Origin of the sequence: Zhenhengia sp. (assembly GCF_046966505.1) — a bacterium.
GTDB classification, from domain to species: Bacteria; Bacillota; Clostridia; order Lachnospirales; family Cellulosilyticaceae; genus Zhenhengia; species Zhenhengia yiwuensis.
This window is the reverse complement of record NZ_JBKVCH010000004.1, coordinates 73,238-95,562: the sequence shown is the minus strand read 5'-3', so window position 1 is coordinate 95,562 and position 22,325 is coordinate 73,238. Positions and strand designations below refer to the sequence as shown.

The following is a 22,325-nucleotide window of genomic DNA, read 5'->3' as shown; positions in this document are numbered from 1 at the left end:
AAGCTTATTTTACAAGAGCATATTCATCATTGCGTAATGGATGCAGTAGAAAATAATGATATGAAGGTGATTAAGGCTATCCATAAATTTATAAAATAATAAAGTATAAAAGGAATAGCCTAGAGTATGCAGACTCATACTACAATTTACAGGAGTAATAGAAGTAAAAATTAAGAAAGGAGAAAACCTATGACTAATCGTATTCTCTACACTATTGGCTATGCACATCACACACAGGAAAGTTTCCTGGAACTTTTACTGAAATATAATATTAACTGCGTAGTCGATGTAAGGACCATGGCCTATTCAGGTTTTCATCCTCAATTTAATAAGGAAATTTTGCAGCTATACTTAAAACAAAGAGGCATAGCTTATATTCATATGTATCAGTCTTTTGGGATTATAAAAGATCAAATAGAACTTAATACAAAGGAAGGCTACTTAGATTTTACTAAACTGGCTAAGACAGAGGCTTTTTTAGAGGGTATTAAGCGAATAGAAAATGGACTAGAAAAAGGGTATACCATTGCTTTTATGTGCGCAGAAAAGGACCCAACAGATTGTCATAGAAGTACACTTGTAGCAAGAAAATTTGCTGAAATGGGTTATGAAGTACGCCATATTTTGCATGATGGGACGCTAGAAACCCATGCTCATATGGAGCAGCGTATGAAAGAAGAATTTTGTGAGCCAGTTGACCAGATAGACTTATTTGGTCCTATTAAGACAGAAGCAGAAAAATTAGAAGAAGCTTATGCAAGGTGTAGTAAAGAAGTTTTCATTGTTAATGCCAAACGTGTATTAAAGGATGATTATGATTTTCCTAAACCTAATCCAAACGGATAGGTTTACAAATATAATAAAAGCCGGTCTAAACTTATCAGCTGCTTAAAATATGAATAAGGATTAGATTGGCTTTTATTTTTACACTCTTTAAAATTTGTTCATAGTTTTACTATAGAATACTCAGTTATTACATGGTAGTATATATTCATATATCTACAGAATATTAAAAAACTGAGGGTAAAATTAGAGTTCAAAATTAAGGAGTGGATAGATATGAGTTTTTTTAGTAGACTTGGTAACATTATTAGTGGTAAAGCCAATAAAGCTTTAGATAAAATAGAAGATCCTATTGAACAAATTGACTTAGCCATTAGAAAACGTGAAGAGGCAATCAATAAAGCAAAACTTGAAAGTGCATCTTTCATTGGTTCAATTTCTCAAAAGAAAACTGAAGTAAGGACAATTCAAGAAAAAATTAAACAATATGAAGAAGGTATCCGCAAGGCACTTGCGGCAGGAGATGAAGAAAAAGCTACAACTTTCTTATTAAAGAAAAAAGAATTTGATCAAGAAGTAGCAAGTTTAGAGACAACTATTAAAACTTTACAGACAACAGCAGATAAAGTAAAGACTAATGTAGCAGCACTTGAAAAAGAAGTTAAAGAACTTAAGACTAAGAAATCAGAGTTATCTGCCAGATACGCTACAGCTAAGGCACAAAGTAAAGTGAATGAAATTTTAACTGAAGTGAACAAAGAAAGTCACATTTCTTTATCGGATATTGAGCAAAAAGTAATGGAAGCTGAAAGCTATGCTCAAGGTCTGGAAGAATTTAAACGCCCTGATGTAGATGCAGAACTAAGTGAATACTTATCAGATAATAAAGATGCCTCTATTCAAGACGAACTTAATAAATATAGATAACCTAATTAAAGGGGATTTAGCAGATGAATAAAATTAAAGATTTTACAGATGCTGAGCGTGCGGCATATAGTCAGGTATATATTGATTTAATTATGAATATAGAAGAGATAGAAAATTTTTTATCACAAGAGGAAGTAGACAAACGTTTTTTTAAGCGAAAAGTTCATCTTATTAAAGACTACCTTGAGAAGTTAGATGAAGCAGACCGTCTAGCAGATGGTAAGGGACCTTTAGACTTCTTAAAAAGTGATGAGCAGTATAAAAAGGATGCTTTAAAGTTTAAGTCTGGTATTATAGATGATTTAAATAAGCTTAAACTTTGTCATACTTGTAAATGTGGGTCTTGTGTGAATGAATGTAAATTCAAATCTTGTCATTATTGTAGTTACAACTCAAAAGTAGTAGGTTGTGATAAAGAGCGCTACTATGTAACAACTGGAATGGCACCTATTACACTTTACTCAAATGATGAACACAGAGATGTCCATTTTGAAGTAGTAGGATTATTAACAGATGACTTTTCTAATAAGCACTACATTTATTTAGTAGAACGAAATAATAAGGAAAATCAACATATTCTAGAATATTGTAAATACACAAATGGGTCAGTAGACTATTTATCCATTGATGAAGAGTTGTTAGATAAAGTTTATGATATTTTTGTAGGATTTGATTGCTATGAATAAAAAAAGGATATTTTTAAAAAGATTTCTTTGGGTTTTTATAAGCTGTATTATTATTAACGTAGGGCTGGGTCAAGTGTATACGGTCCAAGCAAAACCGAAATCCGGTTCTACTAGATCATCTAGAAGCAAGTCATCTTCTACAAGATCTTCAACAACTAAACGTAGTTCAAATAAAGTAAGCTCAGGTTCTTTTTCAACGAAGTCCTCATCTAAGTCAAGTACTGCGCCAAAATCTAGCACGATAAAAGATAGTGGGGTTGTTTCTAATAAGAATTCAAACAAGGTAAACTCAGGATCTTTTAGTAGTAAAACAGAAAGTACTGAGTCAAAATCTTCAAATTCAAATAAGGTGAACTCAGGATCTTTTAGTACTTCTAAACCGCAGGATAACACATACACACAATCAGGGAATACGTATAGACCTAACCCATTCTTTACAGGGGGATTCTTTAATAGTTGGTATTATGGAATGCCTGCTATAAGACATGGTTCACCAGCTATACTTATTACATTTATTATCATTATTGCAATCTTCATAGCCTATTGGTGGTGGAGAAGACATTTATAAAGTAACCAAAGCCAACCTAAAATGATACCTTCCATTAAGGATGGGAATAGTTTTAGGTTGGCTTTTTAATTATGCTTCAAATAGCCAATTTAGATCAAAAGAAGTAAAGACAATACAATTATTAGGTTGTGGCTCATAGAGGATGCCAATATGACCATTTTCTAGAACAGCTAGGCTAGAGTAGCCAAAGAATCTTTCATACCCTTTAACATTTTCATAAGGGTTAGGAGAGAAGTTAAGAGAGCGTTCTCTAATCCAGTGTATAGTGCCATCTTCTTGTACTTCTCCTAAGGAGATTACACCATTCGTTCTAGAGGCATCAAGAGGGGCATTACCTGTTGGATGGGAGGAAAGTACATATTGTTTCCCTTGTTGCATTTGCTCCGGATAAGGGAAGGTATCTACTGGATAAGTAATGACTGACTTTTGGCAGCGAACAGAGATAAGGTCTGTGGTTTGTTGCTCACTCCAAGTTTCTCCGCCATCATGACTAACAGAAATAGGTGTTTTACCTTTTGTATACTGTCTACCAAATGAAATAATGTCTCCATTTAAGAGTTCAATGAGTTGGCATTCATCAATATTATTCATATATCTGTTGCCGTTGGTATCCGCTCTATGCCAAGTATAGCCGTTATCATCACTATAAATGGCTGTAGCTTTATCTAGTGCATAAACAGGCATAATGATTCTGCCATTTCTAGTTGGATTAGATTGATGCTTAAGAGTAAGGCCAGTACCAGGGCCTGTACCTAAAAAGGCACCATCAGAATCGACTTTAACTTGTGGGGTAATATCATAAGGTTGTGACCAGGTAGCACCTAAATCAGCACTACGGGTTACCCAAAGGTAAGAGGTTACAGCGGCTCTAAGTGGAGCTGGGTCTGTTTCATAAGTCTCATAAAGAGAATCAGGCACAGTGATATGACGTTTTTGAACAAAAACAGGATGTTCTGGGTCAAAATGAGGTTTATGGTAGTTTAAATAAATATTGCCTACATAAATATCATGAGGAGTTGTAGGATCTGAAGAAGGGTCTAGTGGAACTAACGGTGGACATTTATGGATATAGTCACCTTCTCCTACTGCATAGTACATATCTCCCATAGTGATATAGCGATGGTCAGCATGATGATGCTGAGGTATGTAGTAACGAGTTTTCTGGTTTTTTGCATCATAAATCCATCCATCCTCACGAATGGTATAGGCATCGCCAAAAGATTCTATAGACTCATCTGTTACTTTAGAGTCTCCAGAATAAAGTACTTGATAGTAAGTGCCATCAATTAACTTATAGCCTGTGCCTTCCTCTAAATAAGAGGATGCATGTAACCCTTTGCATTCTGGCCACATATCAACAAGCATAACAAGCTCTCCATTTTTAGCCTGCGTGGTAACAGCATCGATATAAAAAGCAGAATGCCAGTCATGAAATTCTTGGGGAGCATGATGGGCAGGTAAAGACAAAATGGTTTGTACAGGACTTGTCCAAGTTTTACCGTTATCAAAGCTACGTCTTAGGCCAATATCTACTTTCCCCCAGTCAGCGCTATCATTACCAATATCAGCAATAGCAAGAAGCGTATGAGGTGTAGATTCATCATGAGAATGAGCCATAAGAAGAGAAGGAATACGACATCCTTGTAGATTTCCCATATGCTCAGGATTTCCAGCAAGGTCTGGTGAGTGAAGTTTGTTTGGATTGGTGCTTACAAAAATATTTGTTGTCATGAAAAACTCCTTTTATTATATATAAAATAAAGAAATATAAATTAAATTATAATATAAAATAGACAAATTTTCTTGATAAATTTTTGATAATTACCTTTTAAAATCTTTTTAGATTAAAAAGAAAAGAGGTAAGCATGAATGAATGCAAATGTATTAAAACTTATTGGGATTATAGGGATGGTATTAGACCATATAGGCTGGGTACTATTTCCGGATATAGCACTTTTTCATTTTATAGGACGTATTACATTTCCTATCTTTTGTTACTTTATAACAGAGGGGTTTCTTAAAACGCATAGTAGACGTAACTATTTGCTTCGTTTATTAGGTATTGCACTTATTTCACAAATACCATTTGTAATGACATTTAGGTTAGCCTTTGGTGAAGGTTTTAGTGGGCTCAATACTCTATTTAATCTGGTTATAGGGCTTGTAACCATTTGGCTTTATGATAAGGCTCACTTCAAAGGAAAATGTATAATTGTAATATTGGGAGCACTTTGCGGTGTACTTTTTATGACAGATGGAGATATTTATGGTGTACTTATGATATTCTTCTTCTATAAATATCACAATGAATTTAAGAAGATGGCTATAAGTGTGAGTATACTTACTGTCATTTATCATTCTATGTATCAGATTTATGCTATTGTAGGAACATGGGCTATGGGTATTATGACAGCAAGTGAAATTATAGAAGTTATTACAGGACCAAACTATTATGGACCTATCCTATTTGATTTTGCTCAGAATATGTGTAGCTTACTAGCCCTTATTCTTATAAGATTTTATAATGGAGAGAAAGGAAAGAACTTAAAAATTTTATTCTATGCTTTTTATCCACTTCATTTGATTATCATTTATATCATTAAAGTAGGATTGATGTAGAAGATAAAGGAGGCTCTTATGTATAACATTTTAGTAGTAGATGATGAAAAAGAAATAACGGATATGCTGAAAGACTATTTAGAAGGACAGAGCTATTTAGTTTATACAGCCCATCACGCTACAGAAGCTATTGAGAAACTGAATGTGCATCTAGACCTTATTTTACTAGATGTGATGATGCCTGATGTAAGTGGCTATGAGTTATGTCTGCAAATACGGGATAAAGTGCAGTGTCCAATTCTTTTTCTAACTGCTAAAGTAGGCCAGGAAGATATTATAAGAGGGCTAGAGTTAGGTGGAGATGACTACCTAATTAAACCCTTTAGATTGAAAGAATTAAAGGCACGAATAGATTCCCATTTAAGAAGAGAAGAAAGGCGTACAGACAGCAAAAAGAGTATACTTTATCATAAAAGCTGTATGATTGATTTGAAGAGTGAATCTGTAAGTATAAAGGGGCAGGATATTCATGTTACAAAGAAGGAATTTGAACTTATAAGCTTTTTGGCTATGAATAAGGGGCAGACTTTTTCTAAAGAGCAGATGTATGAACGGCTATGGGGATATGACGTAGAAGGGGGGAGTCGTACCATTACAGAGCATATTAAAAATATAAGGAAGAAGATGCAAGAAGCGGGAGAGACTGAAGAGTACATTAAGACAGTATGGGGGATAGGATACAGATGGGAATAAAGGCAAGGTTTATTACTTATCTTTTTAAAGTGCTACTGTGGACAGGTGTAGCTTGTGGGTTAAGCCTTTTGGGTATGTTCAGCTTGATTAATATGGGACTTATAAGAGGTGCCGATTATTATGACAAACAGATTCCGCTTATTAGAAATGCTATATTAGAGTATAAGGGAGAAATACTGAATGTGGGATTTGAACAAGAGATGAAGAATGCTGTAGAAGGAGATGCTCTAGCATATGAGGTAAGGGATGAACAGGGAGAGCGTATTTATGCCCATGATTTATACAGACAACTTCCTATTATGGAGTGGGATACTAAGCGGCTACTAAGTGAGCAAAAACAGGTAATAGGTATACTAAGGCCTAAGGTAATAAGATATTTTCCAATTGTAGAAGCAGGAAGGCTAAAAGGAAGTATGGTAGTCGCCTATACCATGTCTAATAGTGCAGAGGGCAAGGCTCTTAACTGGATTGCTCAAAATATGAATCTTATTTTAGTCGTTGCCCCTTTTGTGTACTTAGTATTTTTTACCCTTATCTATGCTTCTAAGTTCTTACGGACCATTGAGGGGCCCTTACAGGAACTTAGTAAAGGCATTAAAGCAATAGAAGAACATAACCTAGATGTTAGCTTAAATTCAGACAGTAATGATGAACTAGGTGAGTTAACACGTAGTTTTGAAACTATGCGTTTAGCGCTTAAAGAAGCTTTAGAAGTGAGCTGGAAGCAAGAAGAAGAACGTAAAAATCTAATCAGTTCCCTCTCACATGATTTGAGAACCCCTGTTACCATTATAAAAGGTTATACAGAAATGCTTATGGATACAGTTCAAGATGAAATTGTTATTAAGAAGATAGAGGCTATAGATCATAATATAGATCGGCTCATGAAGTTAGTAGAAGATATTCATGAAATTAATCATTTACATCAATTAGAGTATAAGATGAGACCTGAAGTAATAGATTTCCAAGAAGAGCTGAGTAAGATGGTAAAAGATTATAAACTCTTATTAGGAGAAAAGAAATTAGATTTAGAGTGGAATCTTAAACTTAATAAAGTAAGTTATACATTAGACAGACATGCTTTTAGAGAAATGATGGATAACCTTATAAGTAATAGCATAAGGTTTACACCCGTAGGAGGAAGTATAAGTACTGCTATAGTAGAGGGAGATAAGGGAGTAGACGTTATAGTAGAAGACAGTGGATGTGGCTTTACTGAGGAAACATTATTACATGGACTAAGTTTATTCTATCAAGAAGATACATCGCGAAATAATAAGGAGCATGCTGGTATAGGATTATATGCAGTACAAATGATTGCTAAAAAAATGGGCGCGGAAGTAAAGCTTTATAATACAGCTTATGGTGGTGCAGGTGTAAAAATTACGAACTTGCAGATTAAATAAAGGTATAGATTAAAAATATAAGTCAACTTTTATAAAAATAAAAGTTGACTTATATTTTTTTGTATGGTAACTTATTTTTAAATAAGGAGGTAGAAAATTATGATAAATACAAAATCAATGAGTCGGACAAGGACTATTACATTATGTGGATTATTTGCAGCATTAACAGCCATAGGAGCATTTATTAAAATTCCATTACCACCACCACTTGTACCTTTTACTTTACAATTTTTATTTTGTGCATTAGCAGGTGTATTATTAGGTTCCAAAGTGGGGGCACTTTCACAGCTTATTTATGTACTTGTAGGACTAGTAGGTATACCTGTTTTCACAGAAGGAGGTGGTTTACATTATGTTGTTAAGCCAACCTTTGGTTATTTAATAGGTTTTGTCCTAGGTGCTTATGTCATTGGACTTTGCGTAGAGAAGTTTAAAGAGATTAATTTTAAAAATTTATTTATAGCATCTCTTATAGGGCTCATAGTGGTTTATGTATTAGGTGTTGTTTATATGTATATCATCTATAATTTCTACATAGGTAATGAAATGGGTGTATGGGTAGCTGTATGGGGTGGTGCTATTTCTTGTGCACCAGGCGATATTTTAATATGTATCATCACGGCCATAATGGGGGTTAAGATGATTCCTGCCCTTAGAAGAAATAGATTGACAGCATAAGGAGAGGAGAAAATGGAGTGGATAAAAAATCTTTATAAACAAGTATTAGAAGGCTACAGTATCAGTAAGGAAGAAGCTTATAAGCTTATGGATTATGATGTAGAAGTGCTAAGAAATTATGCAAAGTCTATTAGAGAGCAATTATGCGGAAATACATTTGACTTATGTTCTATTATCAACGGTAAAAGTGGTGCTTGTTCGGAAAATTGTAAGTACTGCGCTCAGTCAGCGCACTACAATACACAGGTAGAAACATATCCTTTATTAGATGGGGAAATCTTTGTAAAAGATGCCAAGTTACATGAAGCAGAAGGTGTACTACGTTACTCTATTGTAACTTCAGGTAAAAGGCTTTCTAAAAAGGAAGTAGAGGATGTGGCCAAAATCTATAAAAGAATGAGTGAAGAAGGCGAGATTAAGCTATGTGCTTCACATGGTCTTTTAGATGAAGAGGATTTTACTAAGCTTAAAGAGGCTGGTGTAGTTAGGTATCATAATAATCTAGAAACGTCCAGAAATTATTTTGCTTCAATTTGTACCACACATACCTATGAGGATAAGATCAAAACCATTAAGGCGGCTCAAAAAGTAGGATTAGAAGTATGTAGTGGTGGATTATTTGGGCTTGGAGAAACAATGGAAGATCGTATTGACATGGCTTTTGAGTTAAGAGAGATGGGGGTAACCTCTATACCAGTTAATGTACTCGTACCTATCCCAGGAACGCCTATGGAGAAGGTGGTGCCTATTACAGAGGAGGAAGTACTAAAAAGTATCGCTATTTATAGATTTATCCACCCAACAGCTTTTATTAGGCTTGCTGGAGGGAGAATGTACCTGACAGATAATGGCCGCCTGGCTTTTGAAGGTGGAGCTAATGCGACAATTACTGGAAACCTACTTACAACATGTGGTAACACTATACAAGATGACCTTAAGATGCTTAAAACATTAGGATTCGAGGTGAGACTTAGTGAGTAAAAGTATTTTTATCACAGGAACAGATACAGATGTAGGCAAAACTTTTGTTACAGCGCACCTGATTAAGGCATTAAGGGATAAAGGCATTCAGGCAGGTTATTATAAAGCTGCACTAAGTGGTGCTTATTATGAAGAAGGTAAGCTGATTCCTGGAGATGCTAAGTATGTTATGGATATAGCTGATTTCAAGGAAGATTATGATAAATGTGTGTCTTATACTTTTGAAACAGCAGTATCACCTCATTTAGCTGCTCAAATAGAGGGAATAGAAGTTAATTTGGATAAAATTAAAGTAGATTATAAAGCACTTTTAAATAAGTATGAATATCTTTTTGTAGAAGGAAGTGGTGGTATTATTTGTCCTATACAAGCTACAGAAAAAGCGTTCATTTTATTAGAAGATATTATAAAAAGGCTTGATTTAGATATACTTGTTGTAGCGAGGGCAGGACTTGGTACCATTAATCATACGGTGCTTACTGTGAAGTACATACAAAGCCAAGGTTTAGCAGTAAAAGGCATTATCTTAAATGGATATGAAGAAGGTAATACACTTCATGAAGATAATAAAAGAATGATTGAAGCACTTACTGGGGTAGAAGTTATTGCAGTGATTCCAAGTGCTACAGAAGAAAATGTAGGTATTAATTTAGATGCAGAAAAACTAATGAGCCTTTGCAAATAGGAGGGGGTTAAATGGATTATGTACAAAAGGATTTAGATTATATATGGCACCCTTGTTCACAAATGAAAGACTATGAAACTTTTAGTCCTATTGTCATTGAGAAAGGGGAAGGTCTCGCTCTTTATGATGTAGATGGAAAGAAATATTTAGATGCAGTAAGTTCTTGGTGGTGTAACCTGTTTGGGCACTCTAATCCAAGGATTAATGAGGCCCTTATTCAGCAGGTACAGAACTTAGAACATGTTATTTTTGCCAACTTTTCACATAAGCCAGTGATTGAATTATGTCATAGATTACATACGTACTTACCAGAAGGGTTAGATAAATTTTTCTTTACAGATAATGGGTCGGCAGCGGTAGAAGCAGCGCTTAAGATGAGCTTCCATTATCATGCTCAGATAGGTGATAGTCAGAGAAAGAAGTTTATGGCTCTAACAGATGCGTATCATGGAGAGACAATAGGCGCCTTATCTGTAGGGGACTTAGACCTTTATACAGAAGTCTATAAACCGCTTATGATTGATGTAATAAGAGTACAGGGACCAGATTGTTATAGATGTCCTTATAGACTAGATAGAGCAAGTTGCCAGGGTGAGTGTTTTGAAAAGGTGGAAGAAAGCTTAGCTCAAATAGGTGAAGAAGTAGCAGCTTTTATTGTAGAGCCTTTAGTACAAGCAGCAGCGGGTATGAAAATTTACCCACCAATTTATCTTAAGAAGTTAAGACAGGCATGTGACAAGTATGGCATTCATCTTATAGCAGATGAAATTGCTGTAGGCTTTGGGCGTACAGGCAAGATGTTTGCTTGTGAGCATGCTGGAATTTCACCGGATATGATTTGTCTTTCTAAAGGGCTTACAGGTGGTTATATGCCAATGGCTATAGTTGTAACAACGAATAAAATCTATGAAGCTTTCTATGCAGATTATAAGGAAGGCAAAGCTTTTATGCATAGCCATACCTATAGTGGTAATCCACTTGGCGCAAGTTGTGCGTTAGCTGTACTTGATATTTTTGAGAAGGAGAATATTTTAGAGGAATTACCAGAACGTAATGTCATATTTAATAAGAAAGTTAAAGCTACTTTTCAAGATTATCCATACGTAGGAGAGATTAGACAGATTGGATTTATTAATGCTGTAGAATTAGTAGAAGATAAGGCCACTAAAAAGAGCTTTGATAGTAGTTTAAGGGTAGGTTATGAAATTTATAAAATAGCTGTTTCGAAAGGTTTAATTTTAAGACCACTTGGTAATGTACTTTATTTCAATCCACCACTTACTCTAACAGAAAGCGAAATGGATGCAATGCTTGCTATTGCAAAAGAAAGTGTAGAGGACTATTTTAATAGATAAAAAGGTGACTATTACTTAGGAAATAGTCACCTTTTTATCTATTAATTAATAATATCTACAAGATCCTTATCTTGTTTAGCATACTCTCTAAAACCTGCATAAAGGGTGATAGAGTGGTCTAAATCTTTTTTGCTGGCTTCTTTATAGCCAAGAAGTGCATAGAAACAAGCTCTATTATAGTAAAGGAAGCCCTCCTCGTTATAGCGAATACCTTCTGTAAGGATATCTAGTCCTTGTTTAAGATCACCGTGCTCTTTGTGGAGAACAGCTAAGTTAAGGTAGGCATAGGGATAGTAGGGATCTTCATTGATAGACTTTGCGTAGTAAGCCATAGATTCCTTGAAGCGTTTAAGCTTACTCAAAATAACAGCCATGTTAAATAAGCCAACAGCATTTGTACTCTCTAGAGCTAATGCTTTTTTAAACATTTGATAGGCAAAGTCTATAAGGCCCTCATTTTCATAGATAGACCCTAGATTAGTAAGGGCCCAGAAGTCATCAGGAACCATCTCCAGGAGCGCTTTATAATAGTAAATAGCCTTTTGTGTATCACCAATAGTATCATAAGCATTGGCTAGGAAGAAATAAGCTCTGTCATACATAGGGTCTACTTCAATGGCTTGCTCATAATAATAAATAGCTTGTTCATAATCTTTTTGGTCATCATATAGAGAAGCTATGCCATAGTAAGCCATAGATTCATCTGGATCTTCCTGAATAATTTCTTTATAAATACTCATAGCTTTATCATTATCCTTAAGAGCCTGGTAAGTAAGAGCAATATTAAGAAGTGTATACGTATCCTGGTCTTGTTCGTAGCCTTTTAAAAAGTAGTTAAGGGCTTTTAAATATTTACCATCTTCATAGGCGTCTTCGCCTAGTTGTATCATATCCATAGTTTATCCTCTAGTGATTTTATAAAATTTCATTTCTTATTATATCATACAAGACAAGGCCAAAAAACTGCCTTATATAAATTGAAGTGGAATTTGAAGAAGAGACATTAGGTATAGAAGACGCATAAAATAATATTTGTCTTTAGTATTTAAACTTAAAAAAGGAATGTGTAATAAACTCTAAAAATAAAGTGATTTTTTATATATAAATATTTAATTTATGATATAATAACTAAAAAATATGGGAGGTCACTTATGAGTTTAGAATGGAGTTTAAAAGAATTGTATGATTCCTTTGAAGGGGAAAACTTTCAAGAGGATTTAAAGAAATTAGATGTACAATTGCAGAAAATGATTGAATGGGCAGAGCAGGCTCTAGATAATCATGAAGATGAAAAAGAGAAATTAGAAAAGATTATTGAAGAGCAATTAAAGCTTTTTGCTATTAGAGAAAAGTTAGGTGCTTTTTGCCATCTTGTTTCAGCTACAGATTCAAAAAATAAATTAGCACTTAAATATAGTGATATTTTAAGAACAAAGATGAATACTTTGGCTGAAACCATAACCAAAACAAGTAAGTGGATAAGTAGTATTGAAAATCTGCAAGAGCTTATAGAGAGTTCACCACTTTTAAAAGAACATGAATTCTATTTAAATGAAATTGTAGAAGATAATGCACATATGTTGGATGAAAGAGAAGAATCTATTATTGCACGTATGAAAAACACAGGTTCATCTGCATGGGCTAATTATAAAAATTTACTTGTATCTATGCATAAGGTAGAAATAGAAGATAAAGGGGAGATAAAAGAATATCCTCTTACTGTGGTCCTCAATATGGCTTATGATACGGATAAGGAAGTAAGAGAAAAGGCTTATCATGCAGAAATTGCTTCCTATAAAAAAATAGAAGAAGGGGTAGCGGCTGCTCTAAATGGTATAAAAGGAGAAGCGCTTACTCTAAGTGAGTTAAGGGGTTACAGTTCACCACTTGAAATGACCCTTCAAAATTCACGTATGGACAGGGAAACTTTAGATGCTATGTTAGCAGCGATGAAGGAGTCTATGCCAAAATTCAGAAGTTATTTAAGAAGAAAAGCAGAACTTTTAGGTTATAAGAATGGATTACCATTTTATGAACTGTATGCACCTGTTTCTAGTGCAGATATGACTTATAGCTATGAACAAGGACAAGCCTTTGTAGAAGAAAACTTTAGAAGCTTTAGTGAGCATTTAGGAAACTTTGCAAGAAAGGCCTTTGATCATAACTGGATTGATGTGATGCCTAAAGAAGGTAAAAGAAGTGGAGCATTCTGCTCAAGTATCCGTACACTCAAAGAGTCAAGAATCCTTCTTAACTATGGAGATAGCTTCAGTGATGTAATCACCATGGCTCATGAGCTTGGACATGGCTTCCATAGCGAATGCCTTAAAAATGAATCCGCTCATAATACACACTATCCAATGCCACTTGCAGAGACTGCTTCAACATTTTGTGAGACCATTGTTAAAAAAGCTGCTATTAAACAAGCTGATAAGCAGATGGCATTCGCTATTTTGGAAACAGAAATTTCTGATGCCACACAAGTTATTGTAGATATTTATTCTAGATATTTATTTGAAACAACAGTTTTTAATCATAGAGAAGAAAGTCCTCTTACAGTAGAAGAAATTAAAGAGGCTATGTTAGATGCACAAAAAGAGGCCTATGGTGATGGTTTAGATCCAAACTTCTTACATCCTTATATGTGGACATGGAAACCACATTATTATTATGCAGATGTACATTTCTACAACTTCCCATATGCTTTTGGGTTACTCTTTGCTAAAGGATTGTATGCGCAGTATTTAGAGCGTCCGGATACTTTCCCAAGTGAGTATGAAAAACTGCTAAGTCTTACTGGTAAAATGAAAATTAAAGATCTTACAAGTGCTGCAAATATTGATGTTCATGATATTAACTTCTGGAGAGCATCTCTTAAAACAATCGAAGAAGATATTGAAGAGTTTATTAAATTAAGCTATGAAATATAAGTTTTAAGGAATATGAGAAAACACCTAGACCTAAAAAGGATTAGGTGTTTTTTATTTTAAATATTAGCAGAATCTTAACACCTATTTTCTATAAAATATGATATGATTTTATAAAATTAAAAAAGAAAGGATGACATGAGTGGAATCATCGTCGGGGAATATATTATTCCAATTAGCTTTAATACTTTTATTAACAGGAGTGAATGCCTTTTTTGCTTCAGCAGAAATGGCTATCGTATCAGTAAATAAGAATAAGATCAAAAGACTAAGTGAGGAAGGGAATGCTAAGGCCAAATTACTTGAAAAATTAATAGAGGAACCGAGTAATTTCTTATCTACTATACAAATAGGTATAACACTAGCGGGCTTTTTCTCGAGTGCATCAGCAGCTACAGGATTATCGAGCTATCTTTCTAAATTTATGGAGGCTGTACATATACCTTATTCCAGTGAACTTTCTATGATAGGTGTGACTCTAATGCTCTCCTATTTTACCTTAGTATTTGGAGAACTGGTACCTAAAAGGATTGCTTTAAAGAAAGCAGAAACAATTGCACTATTTTCTGTTAGCGCTATTTATAGTATTTCTATAGTGGCTAGGCCTTTTATTAAAATCTTATCTTTATCAACAAGTCTTATTTTGAAATTAACAGGTAATACAACTGAAGATATAGAAGAAAAGGTATCAGAAGAAGAATTAAGAGCTTTAATTTACCAGTCAAAAAAAGATGGGTGCATTGAAGCTGAAGAGCAGCAAATGTTAGAGGGTGTATTTGAATTTAATGATAGAATGGCAAAAGAGATTATGACCCATAGGAAAGATACCTTTGTTATCAATATAGAAGAACCTATAGAAGAAATTCTGGATAAGGTTATAAAGCTTCACTATTCTAGAATACCTGTCTATAGAGAAGATATAGACCATATAGTTGGTGTGCTTTATGTAAAAGATTTAATAGCAGAAGCGAGAAAAGTAGGTTTTGAAAATATTACATTAGAAAAGATTCTTCATACACCTTATTTTGTTCCTGAGACTAAAAAGATTAATGCACTATTTAAAAGTTTTAAGGAGAAAAAGAAGCATATAGCTATTTTGATTAATGAGTATGGTGGATTTGCAGGCATAGTAACCATGGAAGATTTAATTGAAGAAATTATGGGTGAAATTCATGATGAATATGATGAGGAAGAAGAAGGAATAAAAAAAATAGGGAAGAATACCTTTTTAGTAAAAGGGTCTGAAGCTATCTATCATATTAATCATAGCTTAGGTATTCAATTGCCTAACGGAGATTATGATACATTAAATGGTTATTTAGCTCAGCAGATAGGTGACATACCAGAAGAAAATGTAGATATTGAAATGGATCATATACACTTTAAAATTATAAAGATGAAAAGTAATCGAATAGAACAGGTTCAAATACAATTTATGGATAGTCTATAACTTCTAGTAATTATCTAAAAAAGAATTAAATATTTTGTAAAGTTAATGAGTCATATTGACATGAAAACTAGTTATGTTATACTGAGTTTAGTAAAAATTAGTAAATATATACAAAGGTAAAGGACGGTTAATATGACTAAAATTTATGAAATTTTCCCAGTACCTCAGCAGCTTACTAATCTAGGGGGAGAAGTAAAACTTACAACAGAGATCAATGTAGTTATACCAAAAGATTTAAAAGATGCTACATGGAATAAACTTCAAGAAGTATTAGAAGAAAAAGGTTTAGCTTATAGCGTTTCAGGTGAACTTGTAGAGGGAAAAACAAATTTATACTTAGCCTATACAGAATCTGTAAATGAAGCGGATATAAGTAAAATTACAAGTAAAGAATTACATAAGTTTACTAAATTTGAAGGATATGAACTTGTAATAGATGGAGAAGATGTAGCACAAGTTGCTATCGTTGGATGTGATGCAGAAGGACTTCATTACGGTGTAGTAACTTTACATCAAATTCTTACCCAAGTACAGGGTATGAATGTTAAAAAATGTATGATACAAGACTATCCAAACATTTTATATCGTGGGTTCATTGAAGGATTCTATGGTTTCCCTTGGACACATGAAGATCGTATGGACCTTATGGCATTTGGCGGAGAGTATAAAATGAATACTTATATCTACGCTCCAAAAGATGACCCATATCATAGAAAACACTGGAGAGATTTATATCCAGAAGCAGAGGCTAAGCAAATCGCTGAACTTGCAGCAACAGGCCATAAACATAACTTAAGCTTTATGTGGACCATTCATCCAGGGGATACAATTGATCTTAAATCTGAAGAAGATTTAAATTCAGCACTTGCTAAATTTGAACAACTTTATGGTTTAGGAGTACGTCAATTTGGTATCCTCTTTGATGATATTGGTGGTATTCCAAATGGAAAAGACCAAGCAGATTTTATTAATAGCATTGATGATCGTTTTATTAAGGCTAAAGGGGATATTAGACCACTTATTACTGTAGGAACAAGATACTGTGAAGCATGGGGTCCATCTATGATTGATTATTTCAAACCATTTGTAGAAACATTACATAATGATGTAGAGATCATGTGGACAGGTGCGGCAACAATGTCAAATATCTCAAGAGAACAATGTGACTCCCCAAAACGTACAATTGAGTCAGATAAAAACTTATCTATTTGGTGGAACTACCCAGTAAATGATTACTGTGATGCTAAAATGTTAATGGGTAAAATTGAAAACTTAAGCTCAGATATTGATAATGTAAATGGGTTCTTCTCAAACCCTATGAATCAAGCACAAGCTTCTAAACAAGCACTTTTCTGTATTGCAGACCATAACTGGAATACACAAGCATTTGACCCTACTGCAAGCTTTAAAGCATCTTTTAGAGCACTTGCACCGGAAAAAGTTGCACATGCTTTAGAAATTTTTGCATCTAACAGTTGTTATCTTTTAGATGATGGAGGGGTAAGTGGTGACTTCCTGTTTGATGAATCATGGTACTTAAAAGAAGATGTTAAAGCACTTCAAGAAGGTGTAGCAAATGGAACAGATGTAACGGAATATGCCCAAAGACTTCTTGCGAACTTTAAAGAAATGGAAATATGTGCAGACGTTATTATGTCTGAATGTGAAAATAAACGTTTAGTAGAAGAGCTTACACCATTCGTAGCAGCATTTAAGCTTGCAGCTCAGGCAGGACAAAATGCTATTCATGCTGTAGAAGCGTATAGAGTAAAAGATGCACTTAAAGTAGAACTTTACAATGAAGCAGCATTAAGTGATCTTCATGCAATGGATGACTGCAAAGTACTTCGCTTTAAAGATGGCAGAGAACAATACTTCGTTGTAGATGTAGCAACACATGTTATTAAACCGTTTGTAAGAGAGATAATTGGAACAGTCGCTGTAGCAGTGGGTATTGAAAATGCACCGCTTACATTACATTATGATAAAAAGAACATCGCTTTAAGTTCACTTGGTGTAACTGTGACAAGTACAGGAGATGCAAGTGAGTATGAAGCATGTGAGAATGTTATTACAGGCCAAATCGCTGGTCGTAAATGGTGCTCTAGAGATTACCACCCATACATTACATTAGACTTACAAGAAGTTAAGAATATTAAACAATATCGTGTTGTTAACTGTGGGCATCATGAGGCAAAAGAAACACAAGTGTGGAATACTCGTGAGTTCCAAATCTTAACAAGTATTGATGGCGAGAACTTCAAAGTAGTAGATGAAGTAGTAGATAATGCAGCAAATGAAGTAACACATATGCTCTTTGATGCAACAGATGCAAGATATGTACGATTACAAATTATTGAACCAGCTCAAACAAGTATAAATGGCAATGGGCATACACGTATTTATGCATTTGAACTCTTTGATGAGGCTTATCCAGATCAATCTAGAAAAGTATTACCTTCAGAAATTGAGTTTTCAGCAGAGGGGCGTGTTGTGATTCATAATGTGAAAAAAGGCGATGTTATCGCGATTTATAATACATTAGAAGATAAAGAAGCTATCATGGTTTCTAAAGAAGTTGTAGAAGGTGAAGACCAAGTAATCTTTACAGGCCTTAATATAGAAGGAGATAGAGTGTTTGTAGAAAGAACTTCTAGAAATTATCTCCCAAGTGTTAGAACTTCAAAAGGATTAAGATAAATAGGAGCGAAATGTCTTGTAATAGACCATTATAAATGGTTTTTACAAGACATTTTTTCTAAGTTGTCTATCAAATAAAGATTCATTAAAGTAAAAGGTAAGAAAGAGTTTTAAAGATTATACAAACTATACCTTATACGATATTTTTATTAACTTAAAAATGGTACATATAGTGTAAAAATCATATCAGAAGATATGATTTTTATAAAAGAAAGACATTATAAAATTTTACTAAATGATAAAGTTGGTATAGTACTTAATGAGCTTTTAGAAGGTAGTAATGAATGAAGCGCATAGAGATACATACAGATTAGGTTGTAAGGAGATTAGGATGTATATTGAAAAAATTAAAGAGAGTAAGGTAAAGAAACAAATCTCAAGAGAGATATTAGAGGGTTTACCAGCTTGGTTTGGAATTCCTGAATCCACAGAGGAATATGTTGAAGAGAGTAGCAACATGCCTTTTTGGGCAGTGCTAGAAGAAGAAAAGACTATAGGATTTATAGCTATTAAACAGCATAGTGAAGATGCAGCGGAAGTGTATGTCATGGGGGTCAAGGAAGAATATCATAGTAAAGGTATAGGCAAAATGCTAATGGGAGAATGCTTTAAGTTCTGCTTAGATAAGGGAATAACATTTTTACAGGTGAAAACATTAGACGAAAGCCATCCAGATAGACATTATGCAAAAACAAGAGCTTTTTATAAAAAGATGGGCTTTAAAAAACTGGAGGTACTGAGCGCTCTATGGGGAGAAGCTAATCCTTGCTTAGTCATGATAAGGTATATAGATTCAAATGAAAGAGTTGTTCAGAAGGGGAAGTAGACCAGATGAAGAGTTAAAAGAAAAGTAATTGGAGAGTTATAGAATGATTTGAATAATAGTCAATAATTATTATTGACAATAAATTATTAATAAGATATGCTCAAATTATATAGAAAGTATATGTAATGAGGAGGGTTTTTTATGGAAACAAAAGATAAGGTATTAGAGCTTTTAAAGAATAATGCAGAGCCTATGAAAGCAGGTGAGATTGCTGAGAACTTAGGGATAGACAAGAAAGAAATCGATAAAGCTATTAAAACTTTAAAATCAGAAGACGTTATTACTTCACCAAAACGTTGCTACTATACATGTGAATAAAAATAATAAGATATCGAATACTAAAACAGACTATATCATAGGAAGATAGGATGATTTAGATGTTTGGTATTCCTTTAGTTGAATGGATAGGTTATGCAGCATCAGCAGTTATTGCTATTTCATTGCTAATGATAGATGTTGGGAAGCTCAGAATTATTAATTCTATAGGATGTCTACTATTTGTAATCTATGGGTTACTCGTACATGCCTATCCAGTAGCTGTAGCTAATCTAATTATTGTATTTATTAATTTATATCACCTTTATAAATTAAATACTGAAAACAGGAAGAAGAGTACATAAGTACTCTTTTTTTATTCTATGAAAGTTATACCTCGTTATAGTTATTTTTGTCTATTTGAAAATAATGTAACATTTGGTATATAATAATAAGGTAAAAATGTAGATTTAGGAACATAAAAAGTAGCAAATACGTCTTAACTATAAGGAGATTTATATTACATAAAGGAGAAGCGTTATGAAAAAAGTAATAGCAATGCTATTGATGGTCATATTAATGGGAAATTTAGCTGGGAGCCAGACATTTGCTAAGCAATATAAAGAAGAGATGCGTGCAGTATGGATTGCTACAGTAAGTAATATTGACTTTCCAAAAGTAAAAGATAATGCTGCTATGCAGCAAGAAGAGTTTATACAGAAGCTTGACGAATTAGAAGATATGGGGATTAATACAGTGATGGTACAAGTAAGGCCAAAGGCTGATGCACTTTATTATTCAACTATTAATCCGTGGTCAGATGTATTAACAGGAGTACAGGGGAAATACCCAGGGTACGATCCATTAGCGTTTATGATTGAGCAGGCTCATAAAAGAGGAATGGAAATTCATGCGTGGTTGAACCCTTATCGCATTACATCTTCAGGAACAGATTTAAGTGCTCTAAGTGAGGGGCATCCAGCACGACTTAATCCATCATGGGTTATGACTTATAATAATGCACTTTACTATAACCCAGAAGTAGAAGGTGTTAAACAACATATAGAAGATACAATAGAAGAAATTATTAGAAACTATAATGTAGATGGTATTCATTTTGATGATTATTTCTATCCATCAGGTTATCCACTTCCAGCCGGAGAAGGGCCAGATGGTGTTGTAGCCAATAGCAGAAGAGAACATGTCAATGAGATGGTAAGACGTGTAAGTGAAGTGATTGAACAAGTAGACCCAGAAGTAGAATTTGGCATTAGTCCAATGGGAATATGGAAAAATAATAATACAGATCCTACTGGTTCAGCTACAGGGGGAAGTCAGTCTTACTATACGGTATATGCAGATACAAGGACATGGATTCAAAATGAGTGGATTGATTATGTAGTACCACAAATTTATTGGGAGACAACACATAAGACAGCAAACTATGAAACACTTGTTAGCTGGTGGTCCAACGAAGTAAAAGGGACAGACGTAAAACTCTACATAGGACAAGGTATCTATAAAGATACTGTTGCAAAAGAGCTGACAAAGCAGCTCGATATTAATAAGCGCTATAAGCAGGTAGAAGGAAGTGTATACTTTAGCCTAAAAGATTTACTAAATAATAGACAAGGTGTAGCTGATCAAATTCGTACCTACTATACAGGTGATGTGCAGATACCAGAAATACCAAGTATACCAGAAGTACCAAGTACACCAGAGATCCCTAATATTCCAGAGGAACCAAGCGTTCCAGAAATCCCTACTAAGCCGGAACTGCCTGAGCTTCCGCAAGATTTACAGATAACACCAGTCGATTTAAAAGGAATAGTGACAGGGAATAATCTGAATATAAGAAGTGGACCAGGTACACAGTATACAAGTTTAGGGAAAGTACATAGTGATACAGTTGTGGATCTTACAGGAGAGGCACAAGGATGGTATAAGGCAGTATTAGCAGATGGAACTGCAGGATGGTTAAGTAGTGACTATGTAGCACCTATTCCAGTGGGTAGTGAAATTAAGCTAGTACTAGATGGTAAGCTTATTGTACCTCCAGTAGCTCCTGTTATTAGAAATGAAACAACTCTTGTACCATTACGTGTGATTAGTGAGAATCTAAAAGCATTAGTAGACTGGAATAAAGAAACAAAAATGATTACTATTACAAAAGATGGTGAAGAAATCAAACTTGTAATAGGAAGTAAAGTTGTATGGGCAAACGGTAATGAAAAGAGCTTAACAACTGCTCCAACAATGATAGAAGGAACAACAATGGTGCCTATTCGTTTTATTAGTGAAAACTTAGGGGCCTCAGTAGACTGGAATAGTAAACAAAAAATTGTAAGCATCTTATCAAACTAATATAAAGAAGATGATGGTGGTGAGTAAGCTGTTTTGTGAGATGAGTCCATTGACTTATAAGATTTCAGTTCAAAAAGAGATTTTAAAGAGGAACTGTATGAATTTAGTAATTTAATTCATTGGATGATTTTACATAGTCCCCTTACTATTACTGAACATCATCATCATGGCAATTTAGATTTATTTCCAGATTACGGTAGGCAGATTCCCTTTGGGACAGGGACATCTATTCATTATAATTACCTAGACTATAGATTTACAAATACTACAGATAATACATTTCAGCTTATGATTGAAGTTGGATAAGAGAAGCTTACTTTAAAGAAGAAGCAGATGGTATTTATAGATATAATGAGATTTATAGAAGACAGTTTGATAAAACAACAGGAAACTTATTAAAAGAAGAACTTATAATAAAAAAT

The 22,325-nt window shown here is 34.1% G+C and carries 21 protein-coding genes; 18 read left to right on the top strand and 3 right to left on the bottom strand.

Annotation, left to right across the window (positions count from 1 at the left end; translation table 11 throughout):
* Positions 1-189: 189 nt before the first annotated feature.
* From ACLTBU_RS06145 to ACLTBU_RS06135, 3 genes are all read left to right on the top strand, one after another.
* On the top strand, positions 190-846 hold the full coding sequence (locus ACLTBU_RS06145; RefSeq protein ID WP_249333102.1) for a DUF488 family protein: 657 nt from the start codon (positions 190-192) through the stop codon (positions 844-846).
* A gap of 213 nt (positions 847-1,059) precedes the next feature.
* A complete protein-coding gene (locus ACLTBU_RS06140; protein WP_177668581.1) occupies positions 1,060-1,710 on the top strand; it encodes a PspA/IM30 family protein in 651 nt (216 codons plus the stop codon).
* 23 nt (positions 1,711-1,733) lie between these two features.
* Positions 1,734-2,396 carry a hypothetical protein gene (locus ACLTBU_RS06135; RefSeq protein WP_412218136.1) on the top strand — a complete coding sequence of 221 codons (663 nt, stop codon included), beginning with the start codon at positions 1,734-1,736 and terminating at the stop codon, positions 2,394-2,396.
* Positions 2,397-2,465: 69 nt separating this feature from the next.
* On the opposite strand, the gene ACLTBU_RS06130 is transcribed toward ACLTBU_RS06135, so the two are convergent.
* On the bottom strand, positions 2,466-2,789 hold the full coding sequence (locus ACLTBU_RS06130) for a hypothetical protein (RefSeq protein ID WP_177668578.1): 324 nt from the start codon (positions 2,787-2,789) through the stop codon (positions 2,466-2,468).
* 244 nt (positions 2,790-3,033) lie between these two features.
* On the bottom strand, positions 3,034-4,695 hold the full coding sequence (locus ACLTBU_RS06125; protein ID WP_412218134.1) for a sialidase family protein: 1,662 nt from the start codon (positions 4,693-4,695) through the stop codon (positions 3,034-3,036).
* 138 nt (positions 4,696-4,833) lie between these two features.
* Between ACLTBU_RS06125 and ACLTBU_RS06120 the strand changes: the two genes are divergently transcribed.
* The 7 genes from ACLTBU_RS06120 to bioA all read left to right on the top strand — a co-directional run bounded on the left by ACLTBU_RS06120 (position 4,834) and on the right by bioA (position 11,381).
* Positions 4,834-5,583 carry a TraX family protein gene (locus tag ACLTBU_RS06120; RefSeq protein WP_177668574.1) on the top strand — a complete coding sequence of 250 codons (750 nt, stop codon included), beginning with the start codon at positions 4,834-4,836 and terminating at the stop codon, positions 5,581-5,583.
* Positions 5,584-5,601: 18 nt separating this feature from the next.
* Positions 5,602-6,276 (top strand): response regulator transcription factor, encoded by a 675-nt coding sequence (locus ACLTBU_RS06115; RefSeq protein ID WP_412218132.1) that lies wholly within the window; start codon positions 5,602-5,604, stop codon positions 6,274-6,276.
* Positions 6,267-7,682, top strand: a complete 1,416-nt coding sequence (locus tag ACLTBU_RS06110; RefSeq protein WP_249333099.1) for a sensor histidine kinase — start codon at positions 6,267-6,269, stop codon at positions 7,680-7,682. Before ACLTBU_RS06115 ends, ACLTBU_RS06110 begins: the two co-directional genes overlap by 10 nt.
* A gap of 99 nt (positions 7,683-7,781) precedes the next feature.
* Positions 7,782-8,360, top strand: a complete 579-nt coding sequence (locus tag ACLTBU_RS06105; protein WP_249333098.1) for a biotin transporter BioY — start codon at positions 7,782-7,784, stop codon at positions 8,358-8,360.
* Positions 8,361-8,372: 12 nt separating this feature from the next.
* The gene (bioB, locus tag ACLTBU_RS06100; protein WP_337529562.1) at positions 8,373-9,341 is read left to right on the top strand and encodes a biotin synthase BioB; all 969 of its coding nucleotides are present in this window, start codon (positions 8,373-8,375) and stop codon (positions 9,339-9,341) included.
* The gene (bioD, locus tag ACLTBU_RS06095; protein WP_177668566.1) at positions 9,334-10,026 is read left to right on the top strand and encodes a dethiobiotin synthase; all 693 of its coding nucleotides are present in this window, start codon (positions 9,334-9,336) and stop codon (positions 10,024-10,026) included. Before bioB ends, bioD begins: the two co-directional genes overlap by 8 nt.
* A gap of 11 nt (positions 10,027-10,037) precedes the next feature.
* A complete protein-coding gene (gene bioA, locus ACLTBU_RS06090; protein ID WP_412218129.1) occupies positions 10,038-11,381 on the top strand; it encodes an adenosylmethionine--8-amino-7-oxononanoate transaminase in 1,344 nt (447 codons plus the stop codon).
* A gap of 41 nt (positions 11,382-11,422) precedes the next feature.
* Here bioA and ACLTBU_RS06085 read toward each other — a convergent pair whose 3' ends face one another.
* Complete coding sequence (locus tag ACLTBU_RS06085) at positions 11,423-12,277, bottom strand: tetratricopeptide repeat protein (protein WP_412218128.1); 855 nt, start codon at positions 12,275-12,277, stop codon at positions 11,423-11,425.
* A 255-nt stretch (positions 12,278-12,532) separates the two neighbouring features.
* Here ACLTBU_RS06085 and ACLTBU_RS06080 point away from each other — a divergent pair, with 255 nt between their 5' ends.
* The 8 genes from ACLTBU_RS06080 to ACLTBU_RS06045 all read left to right on the top strand — a co-directional run bounded on the left by ACLTBU_RS06080 (position 12,533) and on the right by ACLTBU_RS06045 (position 22,209).
* Entirely contained in the window at positions 12,533-14,311 is a 1,779-nt protein-coding gene (locus tag ACLTBU_RS06080) for a M3 family oligoendopeptidase (protein WP_177668561.1), read from the top strand.
* A gap of 139 nt (positions 14,312-14,450) precedes the next feature.
* Complete coding sequence (locus ACLTBU_RS06075; RefSeq protein ID WP_320649764.1) at positions 14,451-15,758, top strand: hemolysin family protein; 1,308 nt, start codon at positions 14,451-14,453, stop codon at positions 15,756-15,758.
* A 132-nt stretch (positions 15,759-15,890) separates the two neighbouring features.
* Positions 15,891-18,458 carry a beta-N-acetylglucosaminidase domain-containing protein gene (locus ACLTBU_RS06070; protein WP_412218126.1) on the top strand — a complete coding sequence of 856 codons (2,568 nt, stop codon included), beginning with the start codon at positions 15,891-15,893 and terminating at the stop codon, positions 18,456-18,458.
* Positions 18,459-18,789: 331 nt separating this feature from the next.
* Positions 18,790-19,284 carry a GNAT family N-acetyltransferase gene (locus tag ACLTBU_RS06065; protein WP_412218124.1) on the top strand — a complete coding sequence of 165 codons (495 nt, stop codon included), beginning with the start codon at positions 18,790-18,792 and terminating at the stop codon, positions 19,282-19,284.
* Between the two features lie 141 nt (positions 19,285-19,425).
* Entirely contained in the window at positions 19,426-19,602 is a 177-nt protein-coding gene (locus tag ACLTBU_RS06060) for an HTH domain-containing protein (protein ID WP_177668555.1), read from the top strand.
* A 59-nt stretch (positions 19,603-19,661) separates the two neighbouring features.
* Complete coding sequence (locus ACLTBU_RS06055; RefSeq protein ID WP_177668554.1) at positions 19,662-19,904, top strand: YgjV family protein; 243 nt, start codon at positions 19,662-19,664, stop codon at positions 19,902-19,904.
* A gap of 175 nt (positions 19,905-20,079) precedes the next feature.
* A complete protein-coding gene (locus ACLTBU_RS06050; protein WP_412218122.1) occupies positions 20,080-21,903 on the top strand; it encodes a family 10 glycosylhydrolase in 1,824 nt (607 codons plus the stop codon).
* Between the two features lie 93 nt (positions 21,904-21,996).
* A complete protein-coding gene (locus tag ACLTBU_RS06045) occupies positions 21,997-22,209 on the top strand; it encodes a VanW family protein (protein WP_412218374.1) in 213 nt (70 codons plus the stop codon).
* Positions 22,210-22,325: the final 116 nt, after the last annotated feature.

What these genes read in the sequence shown, in the direction of transcription:
- bioB (WP_337529562.1), top strand. Translation starts at nt 8,373, where the DNA reads ATGGAGTGGATAAAAAATCTTTATAAACAAGTATTAGAAGGCTACAGT.
- ACLTBU_RS06145 (WP_249333102.1), top strand. Translation starts at nt 190, where the DNA reads ATGACTAATCGTATTCTCTACACTATTGGCTATGCACATCACACACAG.
- ACLTBU_RS06115 (WP_412218132.1), top strand. Translation starts at nt 5,602, where the DNA reads ATGTATAACATTTTAGTAGTAGATGATGAAAAAGAAATAACGGATATG.
- ACLTBU_RS06125 (WP_412218134.1), bottom strand. Translation starts at nt 4,695, where the DNA reads ATGACAACAAATATTTTTGTAAGCACCAATCCAAACAAACTTCACTCA.
- ACLTBU_RS06055 (WP_177668554.1), top strand. Translation starts at nt 19,662, where the DNA reads ATGTTTGGTATTCCTTTAGTTGAATGGATAGGTTATGCAGCATCAGCA.
- ACLTBU_RS06135 (WP_412218136.1), top strand. Translation starts at nt 1,734, where the DNA reads ATGAATAAAATTAAAGATTTTACAGATGCTGAGCGTGCGGCATATAGT.
- ACLTBU_RS06120 (WP_177668574.1), top strand. Translation starts at nt 4,834, where the DNA reads ATGAATGCAAATGTATTAAAACTTATTGGGATTATAGGGATGGTATTA.
- ACLTBU_RS06065 (WP_412218124.1), top strand. Translation starts at nt 18,790, where the DNA reads ATGTATATTGAAAAAATTAAAGAGAGTAAGGTAAAGAAACAAATCTCA.
- ACLTBU_RS06050 (WP_412218122.1), top strand. Translation starts at nt 20,080, where the DNA reads ATGAAAAAAGTAATAGCAATGCTATTGATGGTCATATTAATGGGAAAT.
- ACLTBU_RS06105 (WP_249333098.1), top strand. Translation starts at nt 7,782, where the DNA reads ATGATAAATACAAAATCAATGAGTCGGACAAGGACTATTACATTATGT.
- ACLTBU_RS06085 (WP_412218128.1), bottom strand. Translation starts at nt 12,277, where the DNA reads ATGGATATGATACAACTAGGCGAAGACGCCTATGAAGATGGTAAATAT.
- ACLTBU_RS06070 (WP_412218126.1), top strand. Translation starts at nt 15,891, where the DNA reads ATGACTAAAATTTATGAAATTTTCCCAGTACCTCAGCAGCTTACTAAT.
- ACLTBU_RS06080 (WP_177668561.1), top strand. Translation starts at nt 12,533, where the DNA reads ATGAGTTTAGAATGGAGTTTAAAAGAATTGTATGATTCCTTTGAAGGG.
- bioA (WP_412218129.1), top strand. Translation starts at nt 10,038, where the DNA reads ATGGATTATGTACAAAAGGATTTAGATTATATATGGCACCCTTGTTCA.
- ACLTBU_RS06110 (WP_249333099.1), top strand. Translation starts at nt 6,267, where the DNA reads ATGGGAATAAAGGCAAGGTTTATTACTTATCTTTTTAAAGTGCTACTG.
- ACLTBU_RS06140 (WP_177668581.1), top strand. Translation starts at nt 1,060, where the DNA reads ATGAGTTTTTTTAGTAGACTTGGTAACATTATTAGTGGTAAAGCCAAT.
- ACLTBU_RS06060 (WP_177668555.1), top strand. Translation starts at nt 19,426, where the DNA reads ATGGAAACAAAAGATAAGGTATTAGAGCTTTTAAAGAATAATGCAGAG.